Below are 16,104 nucleotides of genomic sequence, written 5' to 3'. Positions count from 1 at the left end.
CAGGGCTTGCGTCCGCGCCCGGGCTTGGGCAATTGCCCCCCACATCACGTCAAGGGACGCAATTCATGGCCATCGAACGCACCTTCAGCATCATCAAGCCCGACGCCACGCGCCGCAACCTGACCGGCGCCATCAACGCCGTCTATGAGAAGGCCGGCCTGCGCATCATCGCGCAGAAGCGCATCTGGATGAGCCGCCAGCACGCCAAGAAGTTCTACGAGGTGCATGCCGCCCGCCCCTTCTACAATGACCTGGTGGACTTCATGGTCTCCGGCCCCGTGGTCGTGCAGGTGCTGGAAGGCGAGAACGCCGTGCAGGCCCACCGCGACCTGATGGGCGCCACCAACCCGGCCAACGCCGCCGAGGGCACCATCCGCAAGATGTTCGCCGAGAGCATCGAGGCGAACAGCGTGCATGGCAGCGACAGCCTGGAGAATGCCGCGATCGAGATCGCCTATTTCTTCGCGGGCTGCGAACTGGTCGGCTGAGCCGGCCCACCGCGCCTGTCGGAAAGGCCGGGCGGAAGCGCCCGGCCTTTTTCATGCCCGCACGCCGTCCCGGCTCATTTCCCCACGCCGTCCCGGCTCACTTCCCCACGCCGTCCCGGCGATGCGCGATCTCCAGCGACACCAGCCGCGCCAGCAGGATGGCGATGTAGAGCTGGCCGATCAGCGCCTCCAGAATGGCGAGCGCGCGCGCGAGCGGATGCACCGGCACCACATCGCCATAGCCTGTCGTCGTCAGCGTCACGAAGCTGAAGAACAGGTGGCCCGCCACCCGCCCCGGCTCCGGCGCCACGCCATTGTACTGAAAGGCGCCGGGATCGAGCGCCGAGACCAGGTCATAAAGGCAGGCGAAGACGATGCCGACCAGCAGATAGGCCGCGATCGCGCCCTCGATCCGGCGGGTGGTGACGCGCCCGGCCGCGAAGACCTGCACGAGGATCGCGGCGATCAGCACGGAGAGGGAGAGCGCCGCCGCCCCCGCGGCGACCAGCCCTGGCGGCCCGCCGGGCAGGCCAAGCGCCAGCCCCTGCAACCCCGCCCCGGTCAGCAGCGCGACGATGACAAGATGGCGGCCCCGCTGGCGGGCCGAATCGAGGCAGAACAACCCCGCCAGGATCACCACCTGCAGGCCGATCGCCATGCCGTAGTTGGGCAGCACGCCCAACTCGACCAGCGGCTTCACCACCAGCAGGAGAAGGACAAGGGCCAGCAGGAGGGGATGCAGCGCGTTCTCGCCGCGCGGCAGGGCCCAGTTCATCCCGCGGCCCGCAAAGGCCTCAGCCGAAGAAGAGGTAGAGCGCGACCAGCAGCACGATCGTGGCGCCGATGCCCCATTTGGACGCGGTCATGAAGCCGTCATACATGGCGCGGCGCTCGTCCATGATGTCCGCGGCCTTCACTTCGACCATCTCGATGCTCATCGGCTGTTCGGCCATGCCTGTTGTTCCTCAATCACGTGGCGCTTGTGTAGAAACTGCCGCGCCGGCCGGCAAGGGGTTCACGAGGCGCCCGCGCGCATCCGCCGCCGCCACATAGGCGCGCCCCCCCTGCACCCGCACCCGGCCCGCCGCGAGCCAGGCCAGCGCCGCCGGATAAAGGCGGTGCTCCTGCTCCAGCACGCGGGCGGCCAGCGTCTCCTCCGTGTCGTGCATCTGCACCGGCACGGCGGCCTGCGCCAGGATCGGCCCCTCATCCACCCCGGCGCTCACCAGATGGACGGTGCAGCCATGCAGGCGCACGCCGCCCGCCAGCGCGCGGGCATGGGTGTCGAGCCCCGGGAAGCTCGGCAGCAGGGAGGGATGGATGTTGATCATCCGCCCCTCCCAGGCCGCGACGAAGCCCGGCGTCAGCACCCGCATGAAGCCTGCCAGCGCCAGGATCTCGATCCCCTGCGCCGCCAGCACCCCGGCCAGCTCCGCCTCGAAATCCTCGCGCGTGCGGCCGCGGCTGGGCACCACCATGGCAGGGGCGCCCATGTCCCGCGCGCGGTCGAGGCCGCCGGCATCCGCCCGGTTGGAGAGGACGAGGGCGATCTCGGCCGGGTAGTCGGGATGCGCCGCCGCCTCCAGCAGCGCCACCATGTTGGAGCCGCGGCCGGAGATCAGGATGGCGACGCGCGGGCGGCTCACAGCCCGATCGTGCCTTGCAGCGTGACTTCGGCCTCGCCCGTCGCGGGAACCAAGCGCCCGATGCGGAAGGCCGCCTCGCCGGAGGCGGTCAGGTGCGAGAGCACCGCCTCGGCCTCCGCCGCAGCCACCACGCAGACCATGCCGAGCCCGCAATTGAAGACGCGCAGCATCTCCGCCTCCGCCACGCCGCCCGCCTTGGCGAGCCAGGAGAAGACCGCCGGCACGGGCCAGGAGCCGGCCTCGACCTCGGCCGCCACGCCCTCGGGCAGCACGCGGGGCAGGTTGCCCGGCAGCCCGCCGCCCGTGATATGCGCCGCCGCCTTGAGCAGCCCCGCGCGGTGCAGCGCCAGCAGCGGCTTCACATAGATGCGCGTCGGCGCCAGCAGCGCCTCGCCGAGCGAGAGGCCCGGCGCGAAGGGCGCCGGATCTGTGAGTGCCAGGCCCGAGGCCGCGATCACCCGCCGCACCAGCGAGAAGCCGTTGGAATGCACGCCGGAGGAGGCAAGCCCGATCAGCACGTCGCCCGGCCCGACATCCCGGGGCAGCAGCGCGCCGCGCTCGGCGGCCCCCACCGAGAAACCGGCCAGGTCATAGTCGCCGCCGTGGTACATGCCCGGCATCTCGGCCGTCTCGCCGCCGACCAGCGCGCAGCCCGCCTGGCGGCAGCCCTCGGCGATGCCGGAGACGACCTCGGCCGCCTGCGCCACGTCGAGCTTGCCCGTCGCGAAGTAGTCCAGGAAGAAGAGCGGCTCGCCCCCCTGCACGATCAGGTCGTTCACGCACATGGCAACGAGGTCGATGCCGACCTTGCCATGGATGCCCGCCTCGATCGCGAGGCGCAGCTTGGTGCCGACGCCATCGGTGGAGGAGATCAGCACGGGGTCGGTGAAGCCCGCCGCCTTGAGGTCGAACAGCGCGCCGAAGCCGCCGAGGCCCCCCATGCTGCCGGCGCGGTTGGTGCTGCGGGCCAGCGGCTTGATGCGCTCCACCAGCGCATCGCCCGCCTCGATGTCCACCCCGGCGGCGGCATAGGTCAGGCCCTGCGCGGGGGCTTCGGGCTTCTCGGAACTGTTCAGGGTCGCCTCCGATGGGCTACACGGATGGGGTGCGATGAGGATGGGATAGATGGTCAGGGCCGCCGCGACAATCCGACACGTGATGGCGGCGACCGTCCTGGTCCTGCTGTTTTGCGCCCCCCTGGCCGCCCAGGACAACCCCCTGGTCCAGCGCGGCGTGCCTGCCGAGGCGACGGCCGAGAACGCCGTCCTCGCGCGGGACCGCGCCCATGCCAGCGCCCGGCGCATCGCCTGGCAGCGGCTGCTGGAGCAGACCGGCGCCACGGGCGGCCCCACGCCGCCGGATTCGCAGCTGGAAAACATGGTCGCCGCCCTCATCGTCGAGGAAGAGCGGACGACGCCCACGCGCTATTCCGGCCGGCTCACCGTGCAGTTCAACCCGGGCCTCGTCGCCTCCACCACCGGGCGCAGCTTCACGCCGCCGCCCGGCGCCGGCGGCGGTGGCCTCGCGCTCAACATCCCCATGGCCGCGCAGTCCTTCATGGAGGCGAGCAGCCAGCACAGCTCGCTCGGCGAATGGCTGGAGCTGCGGCGGCGGCTGCGCGCCTCGGGCAGCGTCGCCAGCATGGAGATCATCTCGCTCAGCATGGAGGCGGCGCGCTTCCGCCTCGGCCTGCGGCAGCCCGCGGCCGAGGCCGCGACGGCGATGAGCGGCGTGGGTCTCGTCGTCACCAACAATGGCGCCAACTGGCAGGTCGCGCTGGGCGCGGGCGGCTGAGCCCGCGCCCGCGATGAGCGAAAGCCCAGCCCCCCAGGTCCTGCTGACGCTGCCCAACATGATCACCCTGGCACGGCTCGTCGCCGTGCCATGGACCATCTGGTTCATCCTGCAGCACCGGCTGGACCACGCCTTCCTGCTGTTCCTCGCGGCCGGCCTCTCGGACGCGCTGGATGGCTGGCTGGCCCGGGTGCGCAACGCGCGCTCGGCCATCGGCGCGCTGCTCGACCCAGTGGCGGACAAGGCGCTGCTGGTCAGCGTCTATGTCACGCTGGCGGCCATCGGCGTGCTGCCGGACTGGCTCGCCATCCTCGTCGTCTTCCGCGACCTCGTGATCGTGGGCGGCCTCACGCTGCTCTGGATGGTGGGCAACCGGCCGCCGATCAAGCCGCTCTGGATCTCCAAGCTGAACACGCTGCTGCAGATCGCGCTCGCCGCCCTCGCGCTGTTCATCCATGGCTTCGAGGTGCCGATGGAGACGGCCATCACCCTGCTGATCTGGCTGGTGGCGGGGACGACGGCGGCCTCGGGCATCGCCTATGTCGCGCAGGCGGCGCGGCGCATGCAGGCGCCCCCCGCATGAACGAGGCCGCATGAACGAGCCCATCCCAGCCCCCGGCCGCGGCCGCCCGGGCCCGATGGTCGCCACCCGGCGGCAGCGCACCATGCTGTCGGTCGGCGTGCTCGCCGCGCTCATCTTCGCCTTCTGGCTCTTCTCGGGGATCCTCACGCCCTTCGTGCTGGCCATCTGCATCGCCTATTTCCTCGACCCGCTGGCGACGCGCGTCGCCCGCCTCGGCGTGCCGCGGGGTGTTGCGGCGATGGTGCTGGTCCTCGTGCTGTTGCTGCTCTGCCTGCTGGCGCTGCTGCTGCTCTATCCGCTCATCATCGCGCAGATCGGCATCCTGCTGGCCCGCCTGCCCGGCTACATCGCCACCATCAATGCCAATCTGCGCGACTTCCTGCTCTCGCTGGAGGAAGCCGCGGGTCCCGAGATGGTGGATGCCCGCCTGCGCGAGCTGATCATCGGCCAGGCGGGCGCCATGGTGAGCTGGATCGGCACCGCCGCGACGCGGCTGATCGGCGGCGGCTTCGCGCTGTTCAACGTCCTCACGCTGGCCATCGTCACGCCCGTGGTGAGCTTCTACCTGCTGCGTGACTGGCCCGGCATCATGGCGCGGATGGAGAGCTGGCTGCCCCGCCGCTCCGCCGCCTCGCTCCGGCAATTGGCGCGCGACATGGACCGCGTGCTCTCCGCCTGGCTGCGCGGGCAATTGCTGTGCTGCCTCGCGCTCGGCGTCTTCTATGCCAGCGCGCTCTCGCTGATCGGGCTCGAGCTGGGGCTGATGGTGGGGCTGGTCTCGGGCTTCCTCTCCTTCATCCCCTATGTCGGCTCCTTCACCGGCTTCGCGCTGGCGGTGCTGCTGGCGGTGGGGCAGTGGGGCGACTGGAACGGCGTGCTGATGGTGGTGGCCGTCTTCGTGACGGGCCAGGTGCTGGAGGCCTACATCATCTATCCCCGCCTGATCGGGGACCGGGTGGAGCTGCATGCGGTCTGGGTCATCTTCGCGCTCTTCGCGGGCGGCGTGGCCTTCGGCTTCCTGGGCGTGCTGCTGGCCGTGCCGATCGCAGCCGCCATCGGCGTGCTGGCGCGCCACTGGCTCCGGCGCTACCTGGAAAGCCCCCTCTACCTCGACCCGCCCAGGACCGGATTGTGACGCAAGTTGTGACATCCTCCCGGAATCCGGCCGCAAAGCGGCCGGCGCGCCCAGGCCGCCCCGCCCACCCACGCACCTGTCACGGCGCGAAGCCAAGCGGCCGGAGGCCGCTTCCGGCGTTTGAGGGCGCCAAGGCATGACCTCCTCCCAGCTTGCGCTGCCGATGGAGGCGCAACCCTCCTTCGCCGCCGCCGACTTCGTGCCCGATGCGAGCAACGAGGAGGCGCTGCGCTGGCTCTCCGCCCCCGGCTTTCCGCCCCATGGGCGCTGGCCCGATGGCCGCCTTCTGCTGGCCGGCCCGCCCGGCACCGGCAAGACGCACCTGCTGCACGCGACCGCGGAGGCCGAGGGCTGGACGCTGCTGCGCGGCCCCGACCTGACCGGCCTGCCCGAGGCCCCGCTGCGCGGCGTGGCGCTGGACGAAGCCGACCTGCCGGGCGAGGAGACCGCCCTGCTCCACCTGATGAATGCCTGCGCCGAGGCCCGGCTGCCGCTGCTGATGGCCGCACCCTGTCCGCCATCGCGCTGGCGCGTGGCATTGGCGGACCTGCGCTCGCGCCTCGCCGCCACCGCGGTCGCGCAGCTCGACGAACCCTCGGATGCGCTGCTCGATGCGCTGCTGGCCAAGCACGCAGCCGACCGGCAGATCCAGCTCGATCCCGCCTTGCTCGCAACGCTGCGCCGCCGCCTGCCGCGCCGCGCCGCCGTGATGGCCGAGGCGGTGGCCCGGCTCGACCGCGCCTCGCTCGCCGCCGGCCGCCGGCTGACCCGGCCCGCCGCGCTCGCCGTGCTGGCGCCGCTCATGGATGACGGTTCGGAGACATCGGACACGGAACCCATGCCCCCCGGCACGGCCTTGCTGTAGGCTCGCCCCATGTCCACAGCCGAAGCCATCCCCCTGCCCCTGCCGCTCAACGATCCGGGCCGCTTCTTCAACCGGGAGCTCTCCTGGCTGGACTTCAACACCCGCGTGCTGGAGGAGGCGGCGAACCCGCAGCACCCGCTGCTTGAACGCCTGCGCTTCGTCGCCATCTCGGGCTCCAACCTGGATGAGTTCTATTCGGTGCGCGTGGCCGGCCTCGTCGGCCAGGAGCGCGAGGGCGTGCAGACGCTGACGCCCGATGGCCTCTCCCCCACGCAGCAGCTGGCCGCCATCCAGGCGCGGGGCGCCACGCTGATCGAGGGCCAGCAGGAGGCCTGGCGCACGCTGCGGCACCTGCTCCGCCCCGCCGGCTTCTCCGTGCTCGACGCCGATGAGCTGCAGCCGGCCGACATCATCTGGCTCGAGCAGTATTTCCAGGAGCGGATCTTCCCGCTGATCACGCCGCTCGCGGTGGATCCGGCGCATCCCTTCCCCTTCATCTCCAACCTCGCCCTCTGCATGGTGCTGAAGCTGGTGCGCGAGGAGGATGGCGGCACGATGCGGGCGCTGATCAACCTGCCGCCCCAGGTGGACCGCTTCATCCGCATGCCGGCGAGCCAGGAGGGCGGCATCCGCTTCGCCGTGCTGGAGGATGTGGTGGCGCTGAACCTGCACCACCTCTTCCCCGGCTTCATCCCGGCCGAGCGCGGCCTGTTCCGCCTGATCCGCGACACCGACGTGGAATTCGAGGAAGAGGCCGAGGACCTGGTCCGCAGCTACGAGACGGCGCTGAAGCGCCGCCGGCGTGGCCGTGCCATCCGCCTCGCCGTGGATGCGCGCATGCCGTCCGACATGATCGACTTCGTGGCCGAGGAGCTGGACGCCGACCGCGCCGCCGTCTTCGCGGTGGATGGGCTGCTCGGCGTGGCGGACCTCAAGGTGCTCATCGTGGATGACCGGCCGGACCTGCTGTTCACGCCCTACACGCCCCGCTTCCCCGAGCGCATCCTGGATTTTGGCGGGGACTGCTTCGCCGCCATCCGCGCCAAGGACATCGTGGTCCACCACCCCTACGAATCCTTCGACGTGGTGGTGCAGTTCCTGCGCCAGGCGGCGCGCGATCCGAATGTCGTCGGCATCAAGCAGACGCTCTACCGCACGAGCCGCGACAGCCCCATCGCCCGCGCGCTGATCGAGGCGGCGGAGGCCGGCAAATCCGTCACCGCCATGGTGGAGCTCAAGGCCCGCTTCGACGAGGAGCGCAACATCTCCATCGCGCGCGAGCTGGAAGCGGCCGGCGTGCAGGTGGTCTATGGCTTCGTCGAGCTGAAGACCCACGCCAAGATCAGCCTCGTCATCCGGCGCGAGGGCGCCAGCTTGCGCAGCTACGCGCATTTCGGCACGGGCAACTACCACCCCATCACGGCGCGCATCTACACCGACCTCAGCTTCTTCACGGCCGATCCGGTGCTGACGCGCGATGCGTCGAAGCTGTTCAACTACATGACCGGCTATGCCCGGCCCGAAGCGATGGAGCGGCTCGCCTTCGCGCCGCTCACCATCCGCCCCTCGCTGATGGGGCTGATCGAGCAGGAGATCGCCTTCGCCATGGCCGGCAAGCCCGCCGGCATCTGGCTCAAGATGAACAGCCTCGTGGACAATGAGCTGATCGACGCGCTCTACCGCGCGAGCCAGGCGGGCGTGCGCATCGAATGCGTGGTGCGCGGCATCTGCTGCCTGCGCCCGGGCGTGCCGGGCCTCTCCGAGAATATCCGCGTGAAGAGCATCGTCGGCCGCTTCCTGGAGCACAGCCGCATCTACTGCTTCGGCAATGGCCACCGCCTGCCCTCGCGCCGCGCGCGCGTCTTCATCTCCAGCGCCGACTGGATGGCGCGCAACATGGACTGGCGGGTGGAGACCATGGTGCCGGTCGAGAATGCGACCGTGCATGCCCAGGTGCTCGACCAGATCATGGTGGTGAACCTGCGCGACGCGGCGCAGAGCTGGGACCTGGAGCCCGATGGCAGCTGGCGCCGCCGGACGCCCGATCCGCGCCAATTCTCGGCGCATGAGTATTTCATGACCAACCCCTCCCTCTCCGGCCGGGGCAGCGCGCTGCACGCGCCCGCCGCCCGCACCCCGGCCCGCCGGCCGAAGACGGACCGACTGCATCAGGATTGAATTTGATGGCGACTTCGCCCCAGCACCCGCCCCGTTTCGGCGTGGTGGACCTTGGTTCCAACTCCGTGCGCCTCGTCGTCTACCAGGGGCTGTTGCGCAACCCGCACGCGATCTTCAACGAGAAGGCGGTGCTGGGCCTTGGCCGCGGGCTGCACAGCACGGGCCTGCTCAACGAGGAGGCGGCGGCGCAGACGCTGACCGTGCTCGGCCGCTACCACGCCCTCGCCCGCGGCATGGGCGCCGATCCGGTGGAGGTGCTCGCCACGGCCGCGGTCCGTGACGCGACGAACGGCCCGGCCTTCATGGCGGGCCTCGCGCAGGTGATGCCGGGTGCCCGCATCACCATCCTCTCGGGCGATGAGGAGGCGCGCTTCTCGGCGGAGGGCCTGCTGCTCGGCGTGCCGCAGGCCGATGGCGTGCTGGGCGACCTGGGCGGCGGCTCGCTGGAACTGGTGCGGCTGGTGCAGGGGCGCATCATGGAGACCGCCTCGCTCCCCCTCGGCACCATCCGCCTGGCCGACCGCGCGGAGGGCGACATCGCCCGCGCGCGCAGCATCGCGGAGGCCGAGCTCAAGCGCGTGCCCTGGCTGGGCGCGACCCCGGTGAAGGACCTGTTCCTGGTGGGCGGCACCTTCCGCGCGCTGGCGCGCATCCACATCGCGCAGACCGGCTATCCGCTCTCCATCGTGCATCACTACGCGATCCGGCGCGAGGAAGCGCGCGACCTCGCGGGCGTCGTCATGAACGCGCCGCGCAAATCGCTGGAGCGCATGCCCGCCGCCCCCACCAAGCGCGTGGGGGACCTGCCCTTCGCGGCCGTGGTGATGCGCCGCCTGCTGCGCGCCTCGGGCGCGGCGCGCGTCGTCTTCTCGGCGAACGGGCTGCGCGAGGGCTGGTATGGCCGCCGCCTGCACGCGGCCGAGCGCGCGCGCGACCCGCTGCTGGCCGCCGCGCAGGAGATCGGCCTGCGCCTGGGCCGCGATGCCGGCCTGCCGCCGGCCCTGCTGCGCTGGACCGAACCGCTCATCGAGGAGGGCGATGCCGAGCCCGCGCTGCGCGTCGCCGCCTGCTGGATCAGCGACAGCGGCGCGCTGGACCACCCGGAATACCGCGCCGAGCAGGCCTTCTTCCGCCTGCTGCGCCTGCATGGCGTGGGCCTGGATCACCATGCCCGCGCCTTCCTCGCCCTGGTCGCGGCGCTGCGCTACGAGGCCGATCCGCAGGCGCCCTGGCTCGCGCCCGCGCGGCTGCTGCTCTCCGCCGCCTCGGTGCGGCGCGCGGAGATCCTCGGCGCCGCGCTGCGCCTCGCCTATACGCTCTCGGGCGGCGTGCCGAGCCTGCTGGACGCGACGCAGCTCGAGCGGCGCGGGCGGCGGCTGGTGCTGCGGCTGGAGCAGGGGGCCGGCGTCTTCGCGGGCGAGAGCGTGCTGCGCCGGCTGGAGGTGCTGGCGCTGGCGCTCGGCCTGGACCCATCACTGGAAGTGGCCTGACCAATTTCGCGGCACGGCGCCGTGATTCGCGGCGATTTCACCCCAGATCCCGGCGGAATCGCCCAATCCAGGCGCATTTTTGCATCCCGCGCGCCGCGGGCTTCCGGCTAACTCCCTCCGACACCCGGAGGGTTGTGCATGCTGCGTCGGATCGAGGCCCTGCCCGGCCCCTTCACCTTCGAGCCCGAACGCACGGCCACGATCGTCATCGACATGCAGCGGGACTTCCTGGAGCCGGGCGGCTTCGGCGCGGCACTCGGCAATGACGTCACGCGGCTGCACACGGCCATCGCCCCCTGCGCCGCGCTGCTCGCGGCCAGCCGTGCCGCCGGCCTGCTCATCCTGCACACGCGCGAGGGCCACCGCCCGGACCTCGGCGATTGTCCACCCGCCAAGCTGACGCGCAGCCCGCCCGGCATGCGGATCGGCGATCCCGGCCCCATGGGCCGCATCCTGGTGCGCGGCGAGGCCGGGCACGACATCATCCCCGAACTCGCGCCCCTGCCCGGCGAGATCGTGCTGGACAAGCCCGGAAAGGGCGCCTTCTGGGCGACCGACCTCGAACCCATCCTGCGCCATCGCGGCATCGAGGCGCTGCTGGTGGCAGGCGTGACCACGGAAGTCTGCGTCAGCACCACGGTGCGCGAGGCCAATGACCGCGGCTTCCGCTGCGCCGTCATCGGCGATGCCTGCGCCTCCTACTTCCCGGAATTCCACGCGGCGGCACTGGCCATGATCCACGCCCAAGGGGGGATCTTCGGCTGGGTCGCCACCTCATCCGCCGCCACCGCCGCCCTCAGGGAGAGCCCCGCATGATGCGCACGCAACTCTGGACCCCGGGCGACTGGAACGCCCTCTTCGGCTTCGGCACCAACATCCTGGTGAACCTGCTGGTGCTGACGGGCCTGCTCCGCTTCGTCGTCGGCATGCCCGATGAGATCGTCTTCGGCCGCATCCTGCCCGCGGCCGGCCTCATGATGTTCCTCTCCACCGGCTACTACGCGTATCTCGGCTGGCGGCTGATGAAGGAGACGGGGCGGACGGATGTCTGCGCGCTGCCCTCCGGCATCTCGGTGCCGCACATGTTCGTGGTCTGCCTCGTCATCATGATGCCCATCGCGCGGATGACGAATGATCCGATCAAGGGGTGGGAGGCCGGGCTCACCTGGGTCTTCATCCAGAGCTTCGTGCTGATCTTCGGCGCGCATGCCGCACCCTGGATCCGCCGCATCACGCCGCGCGCGGCCCTGCTCGGCACGCTGGCGGGCGTCTCCGTCACCTTCATCGCCATGCGCCCCGCGCTCGAGATGTTCATGACGCCGATCCTCGGCCTCATCTGCTTCGCGGTGATCCTCGTCGCCTGGTTCGGCGGCTTCCGCTATCCGCGCAACATCCCGGCGGGGCTCGTCGCCATCGCCTTCGGCCTCGTCATCGCCTGGGGGGCGGCGGCCATCGGCCTCGGCTTCGGTGGCGTGGGGCTGACGGCGCTCGGCGCCTCCTTCAGCCAGCTCGGCCTGCACATCCCCATGCCGGCGATCGGCCATGTGTTCGGCGGCTTCGAGTTCATCGGGATCATCCTGGTCACCGCCATTCCCTTCGGCATCTATGACCTGGTGGAGGCGCTGGACAACGTCGAGAGCGCCGAAGCCGCAGGCGACCACTACCCGACGACGCGCGTGCTGACCGCCGATGGCGTGGTGAGCCTGATCGGCTGCTGCATGGGCAACCCCTTCATCAACGCGGTCTATATCGGCCACCCCGGCTGGAAATCCATGGGCGGGCGCATCGGCTACTCGGCCGCGACCGGCGTGGCCGTGCTGGTCTTCACCTGGCTCGGCATCGCCTCGGTGCTGCTGGCGCTGGTTCCCGTCGTCGCGATCGCGCCCATCCTGCTCTACATCGGCATGCTGATCGGCGCGCAGGCCTTCCAGGAGGTGCCGAAGGGCCATGCGCCCGCCGTGGTGCTCTCGCTGACGCCGCATCTGGCCCATTGGGCGAAGACGCTGATCGATGGCGCGCTGGGGGCCGCCGGCACCAATGCGGCCGCCGTCGGCATGGACAAGCTGATCGGCATGGGCGTGCTCTATCCGGGCCTGGCCGTGATGGGCGAAGGCGCGATCCTGGGCGGCCTCGTCCTCGGCGCCATCGCCGTCTTCATCATCGAGCGCGACTATGTGAAGGCCTCGGGCTTCGCGGCGGCGGGCGCGGTGATGACCTTCTTCGGCCTGATGCATGGGCCGGCGGTGGGCTTCGCGGTGACGCCCGCGCTGGCCTTCGCCTATCTGATGGTCGCCGTCTTCCTCATGGCCTGCGCGCGGCAGGAGGGGCAGGCGCCCGCCTGGGTGGAGGATCTCGTCAGCAAGGCCAAGGCGAAGCTCAAGCCCGCGCCCAAGGCGGAGGTTACGGCCGGAACACCGCCAGCAGCACCGTCAGCGTGAGCAGCGAGAGCAGCGTCGAGACCAGGACGGAAGCGCCCGAGGCTTCCGTCCCCACCGCATAGCGCCGGGCCAGCAGGAAGGCATTGGCGCCGGTCGGCAGTGCCGCCGTCACGACCGCCACCGCGATTTCCAGCTCCGAGAGCCCCATCGCCGCCGTGATGGCCCAGACCAGCAGCGGCAACGCCACCAGCTTGAGGCTGACCGTCACCGACATCTGCTTCCACGCCTTGCGCGCATCAAAGCCATGCAGGCTGCCGCCCAGGCAGAAGAGCGCGACCGGCGGCGAGGCGGCGCCGAGCAATTCCAGCGTGCGGCGCGCGGCACCCGGCACGGGCAGGTGCAAGGCGCTCCAGACCATGGCGAGGATCACCGCCATCACCACCGGGTTGCGCGCGACGCCCAGAGCCGTGGTCTTGAGCAGGCGCAGCGGTGCGGCGCGCTGGTTCTGCCCGATCTCGGCCACCACCGTCGCCGCGCCCAGCAGCACCATGGAATGCAGTGCCAGGATGGTGAGCAGGATGGACAGCCCCGGCGTGCCGAAGGCGGCGAGGATGAGCGGGATGCCCATCATCACCGTATTGCCGTAGCTGACATCCAGCGCCAGCATCCCGCCGGCGGCGAGCCCCATCCCCGCGCGCCGCGCCCCCCAGAGCACCACGGCATACAGCAGCCCCGCCGCCACGAAATAGGCCAGCGCCGCCGCCCCGCCGCCCTGGTGCCCCGCCGTGCCGCTGGCGAAGAGCAGCGCGGGCGCGGCGAACGAGAAGGCGAAGATGTTGAGGCCCTTGAAGCCCGCCGCATCCACGATGCCGCGCGCCGCGCAGAAATACCCCGCCGCGATGATGGCGAAGATCGGCGCCACCACCTCGATCAGGACAAGGAAGGCCTCCCTCACGCGCCGCCGAGCAGCCTGGCCGCGAAGCCGGGCAGCCAGGGCTGGCGGCTGCGATGCGTGCGCGCCGCGTGCAGGATGGCGCGCACATTGGCGACCGTCGCGGAGAAATCCTCGTTCACCAGCACATGGTCGAACTCGTCCCAATGGGCGAGCTCGGTGCGGGCGGCCTTCATGCGCTTGGCGATTTCCTCGTCACTGTCCTGGTTGCGGCCGCGCAGCCGGCGCTCCAGCTCCTCGATCGAGGGCGGCAGCAGGAAGATGCCCACCACATCCTGCGCCATCTTCGCGCGCAGCTGCCGGTGGCCCTGCCATTCGATGTCGAACAGCACGTCCCGCCCCGCGCTCAGCGCCGCCTCCACCGCGGCACGCGGCGTGCCATAGGAGCGGCCGAGGAAGCTCGCATGCTCCAGCAGCTCATCCGCCGCGACCATGGCCGCGAATTGCTCTTGGGTGCGGAAGAAGTAGTGCACCCCTTCCTCCTCGCCCGGGCGCGGCGCGCGGGTGGTGGCGCTGACGGAGAGGGCGAGCTCCGGCTCGGTCTTCAGCAATTCGCGCGAGACGCTGGTCTTGCCACCGCCGGGGGCGGAGGCGAGGACGAGGCAGACACCGCGCCGCGTCGGGGTCGCGTCACTCGACATTGGCCGCCTGCTCCCTGAGCCGTTCAATGGCGGCCTTCAGTTCGAGGCCGATCCGCGTCAGCGCGACACTGGCCGATTTGCTGCACAGCGTGTTCGCTTCGCGCACGAATTCCTGCACCAGGAAATCCAGCTTGCGCCCCGCCCCCTCGCCTTCCTTCACCAGCGCCCGCGCGGCCGCGAGATGCGCGCCGAGCCGGTCCAGCTCCTCGCGCACATCGGATTTGGCGGCGAGGAGCGCGACCTCCTGTGCCAGGCGCTCCTCGGGAAAACGCGCGCGGCCCGCCTCGCCCAGCAGGGCGGCCAGGCTGTCCATCAGCTTCGCGCGCTGCGCCTCGGGCTGGGTCGCGGCCTCGGTCGCCGCCGCCGCGCAGAGCGCCTCGATCTCGTCCAGCAGCGCGGTCAGGATGCCGCCAAGCCGCGCCCCCTCCGCCGCGCGCGAGTCCCACAGGGCGGTCAGCGCGCGCTGGAAGGCGGCGAGCAGGGCCGTGCGCCGCGCCTCCTCCTCCGCCTCGCTCGGCTCGGGCTGTTCGGCGCGGAAGATGCCGGGCAGCGCCAGCAGCGCCTCGGCGCGCGGCGTCTCGGCGCCGAGGCGCGTGGCGAGCGCCTGTGCCATCTCCACCATGCGGTCCAGCGCCGCCATGTCGGGCATGAGCGGCGCGCGGCCCTCCTGCCTCAGCGTCAGGCCGATCTGCACATTGCCGCGCTTGAACCGCCTGGAGGCGGCCTCGCGCGCCGGGCCTTCCAGCGCATCCAGGCCGGGCGGCAGGCGGAAGCGCAGTTCCAGCCCGCGCCCATTCACCGATTTCATCTCCCAGGCGAAGGCGGTGCCGTCGCCCAGGGTGCCGGCCTCGCGCGCGAAGCCCGTCATGCTGCAAAGGCGTTGGGTCATGCGCGCTTGTCCTCCGCGCAACGCGGCCTGTCCAGGGTGGCCTGGCCTCGCTGTGAGGCTGATCCACGCCTTTGGCGATTCCACCAAAGGCGATCAGGCTCACTCGGGAAGAAGCCCCCAGCGTCCGGCCAGCAGCACCATCGCCTCCATCATCATGTGGCCGCAGAGATGCGCCGCCATGCCCTGCACGTCATGCCCCGGGCTCACCGTGTTGAAATCCATCGCGACGATGTTCAGCCCCGAGAGGCTGCGCATCAGCTCGATCCCCTCGCGCGCCGTGAGCCCGCCCCAGGACGGCGTCGCGACGCCAGGCGCGACCGAGGGATCGAAGACATCCATGTCCCAGCAGAGATAGAGCGGGCGGTCGGCCACCACCTCGCGGAACTCGGTCATCGCCTGGGCCGTGCCGCGGCGGACGAGATCCTCCGTCGTCAGCACGCGGAAGCCGAGCTTGTCCGCGTGTTTCAGCACGCCGCGCACGCCGGTGAAGCCGCGGATGCCGACATGCCAGGTGGAGTTCACATCCACCAGCCCTTCCTCCGCCGCATGGGTGAACTGGTTGGAGGCATCGAAAGGGTCGGCCGGATTGTAGGGATAGGCATCCGTGTGGCTGTCCACATGCAGCGCGACCAGGCCCGGATGGTACTTCGCCGCCGCGCGCATCAGCGGCAACGAGACCGAGCCATCGCCGCCGATGCCGATGGGCACGGCACCCGCTTTCAGGATCGCATCCGCCGCCGCCTCGATGCGCGGATGCGCGTCGGCGATCTTGCCCGGCGTGATGCCCGCGACATCGCCGCTGTCCACCGCACCGAGCAGCGCCGGCACGTCCACATCGGCGAGCGTCGGATGATGCCGCCGCACCAGTCCCGATTGCGCGCGCACGCTGGCAGGCCCCTCGCGGGAACCGATGCGGAAGGGATGGATGCCGCAATCAAAGGGCACGCCGAGGATCGCGACCCGGTTGCCCGGACCCGGCGGCCCCGCGGGCAGGCCCAGGAAGGTCAGCGGCGGCGTGAAAAGGGGCGCATCGCCCATGATTCGGAACCTCTGCCAAAGCTACGG

Annotated in this window: 17 protein-coding genes; 9 read left to right on the top strand and 8 right to left on the bottom strand. The window is 71.0% G+C overall.

The window, feature by feature from the left end:
* Window positions 1-65 precede the first annotated feature (65 nt).
* Window positions 66-488, top strand: a complete 423-nt coding sequence (ndk, locus tag R9Z33_RS08165) for a nucleoside-diphosphate kinase (RefSeq protein ID WP_213612996.1) — start codon at window positions 66-68, stop codon at window positions 486-488.
* Window positions 489-585: 97 nt separating this feature from the next.
* On the opposite strand, the gene R9Z33_RS08160 is transcribed toward ndk, so the two are convergent.
* From R9Z33_RS08160 to purM, 4 genes are read right to left on the bottom strand one after another with little or no spacing between them, the layout of a single operon-like run.
* On the bottom strand, window positions 586-1,263 hold the full coding sequence (locus R9Z33_RS08160) for a potassium channel family protein (protein WP_318650796.1): 678 nt from the start codon (window positions 1,261-1,263) through the stop codon (window positions 586-588).
* 19 nt (window positions 1,264-1,282) lie between these two features.
* Window positions 1,283-1,441 (bottom strand): aa3-type cytochrome c oxidase subunit IV, encoded by a 159-nt coding sequence (locus R9Z33_RS08155; RefSeq protein WP_318650795.1) that lies wholly within the window; start codon window positions 1,439-1,441, stop codon window positions 1,283-1,285.
* Between the two features lie 12 nt (window positions 1,442-1,453).
* Complete coding sequence (gene purN, locus R9Z33_RS08150) at window positions 1,454-2,086, bottom strand: phosphoribosylglycinamide formyltransferase (RefSeq protein ID WP_450104027.1); 633 nt, start codon at window positions 2,084-2,086, stop codon at window positions 1,454-1,456.
* Between the two features lie 44 nt (window positions 2,087-2,130).
* Window positions 2,131-3,210 carry a phosphoribosylformylglycinamidine cyclo-ligase gene (purM, locus tag R9Z33_RS08145; protein WP_318651626.1) on the bottom strand — a complete coding sequence of 360 codons (1,080 nt, stop codon included), beginning with the start codon at window positions 3,208-3,210 and terminating at the stop codon, window positions 2,131-2,133.
* A gap of 82 nt (window positions 3,211-3,292) precedes the next feature.
* Between purM and R9Z33_RS08140 the strand changes: the two genes are divergently transcribed.
* The 8 genes from R9Z33_RS08140 to R9Z33_RS08105 all read left to right on the top strand — a co-directional run bounded on the left by R9Z33_RS08140 (window position 3,293) and on the right by R9Z33_RS08105 (window position 12,617).
* A complete protein-coding gene (locus tag R9Z33_RS08140) occupies window positions 3,293-3,928 on the top strand; it encodes a hypothetical protein (protein WP_318650793.1) in 636 nt (211 codons plus the stop codon).
* A 13-nt stretch (window positions 3,929-3,941) separates the two neighbouring features.
* Window positions 3,942-4,511, top strand: coding sequence for a CDP-alcohol phosphatidyltransferase family protein (locus R9Z33_RS08135; RefSeq protein ID WP_318650792.1), 570 nt, complete (start codon window positions 3,942-3,944; stop codon window positions 4,509-4,511).
* 10 nt (window positions 4,512-4,521) lie between these two features.
* Entirely contained in the window at window positions 4,522-5,646 is a 1,125-nt protein-coding gene (locus tag R9Z33_RS08130; protein WP_318650791.1) for an AI-2E family transporter, read from the top strand.
* Window positions 5,647-5,782: 136 nt separating this feature from the next.
* Complete coding sequence (locus R9Z33_RS08125) at window positions 5,783-6,511, top strand: HdaA/DnaA family protein (RefSeq protein ID WP_318650790.1); 729 nt, start codon at window positions 5,783-5,785, stop codon at window positions 6,509-6,511.
* A gap of 9 nt (window positions 6,512-6,520) precedes the next feature.
* The gene (locus R9Z33_RS08120; RefSeq protein WP_318650789.1) at window positions 6,521-8,689 is read left to right on the top strand and encodes an RNA degradosome polyphosphate kinase; all 2,169 of its coding nucleotides are present in this window, start codon (window positions 6,521-6,523) and stop codon (window positions 8,687-8,689) included.
* A 5-nt stretch (window positions 8,690-8,694) separates the two neighbouring features.
* Window positions 8,695-10,179 (top strand): Ppx/GppA phosphatase family protein, encoded by a 1,485-nt coding sequence (locus R9Z33_RS08115; protein ID WP_318650788.1) that lies wholly within the window; start codon window positions 8,695-8,697, stop codon window positions 10,177-10,179.
* Between the two features lie 138 nt (window positions 10,180-10,317).
* A complete protein-coding gene (locus tag R9Z33_RS08110) occupies window positions 10,318-10,995 on the top strand; it encodes a cysteine hydrolase family protein (protein WP_318650787.1) in 678 nt (225 codons plus the stop codon).
* Complete coding sequence (locus tag R9Z33_RS08105) at window positions 10,992-12,617, top strand: hypothetical protein (RefSeq protein ID WP_318650786.1); 1,626 nt, start codon at window positions 10,992-10,994, stop codon at window positions 12,615-12,617. The genes R9Z33_RS08110 and R9Z33_RS08105 overlap by 4 nt, the downstream gene beginning before the upstream one ends.
* On the opposite strand, the gene R9Z33_RS08100 is transcribed toward R9Z33_RS08105, so the two are convergent.
* The 4 genes from R9Z33_RS08100 to R9Z33_RS08085 all read right to left on the bottom strand — a co-directional run bounded on the left by R9Z33_RS08100 (window position 12,580) and on the right by R9Z33_RS08085 (window position 16,077).
* A complete protein-coding gene (locus tag R9Z33_RS08100) occupies window positions 12,580-13,512 on the bottom strand; it encodes an AEC family transporter (protein ID WP_318650785.1) in 933 nt (310 codons plus the stop codon). The genes R9Z33_RS08105 and R9Z33_RS08100 overlap by 38 nt on opposite strands.
* The gene (gmk, locus tag R9Z33_RS08095) at window positions 13,509-14,150 is read right to left on the bottom strand and encodes a guanylate kinase (protein WP_318650784.1); all 642 of its coding nucleotides are present in this window, start codon (window positions 14,148-14,150) and stop codon (window positions 13,509-13,511) included. The genes R9Z33_RS08100 and gmk overlap by 4 nt, the downstream gene beginning before the upstream one ends.
* A complete protein-coding gene (locus R9Z33_RS08090) occupies window positions 14,140-15,039 on the bottom strand; it encodes a YicC/YloC family endoribonuclease (RefSeq protein WP_318650783.1) in 900 nt (299 codons plus the stop codon). Before R9Z33_RS08090 ends, gmk begins: the two co-directional genes overlap by 11 nt.
* 99 nt (window positions 15,040-15,138) lie before the next feature.
* A complete protein-coding gene (locus R9Z33_RS08085; RefSeq protein WP_318650782.1) occupies window positions 15,139-16,077 on the bottom strand; it encodes an arginase family protein in 939 nt (312 codons plus the stop codon).
* Between the last annotated feature and the right edge of the window lie 27 nt (window positions 16,078-16,104).

It is taken from the genome of Sediminicoccus rosea (genome assembly GCF_033547095.1).
Lineage (GTDB): Bacteria > Pseudomonadota > Alphaproteobacteria > Acetobacterales > Acetobacteraceae > Roseococcus > Roseococcus rosea.
Note: the sequence above shows the minus strand (reverse complement) of the source record. Positions and strands in the feature narration are given on the sequence as shown.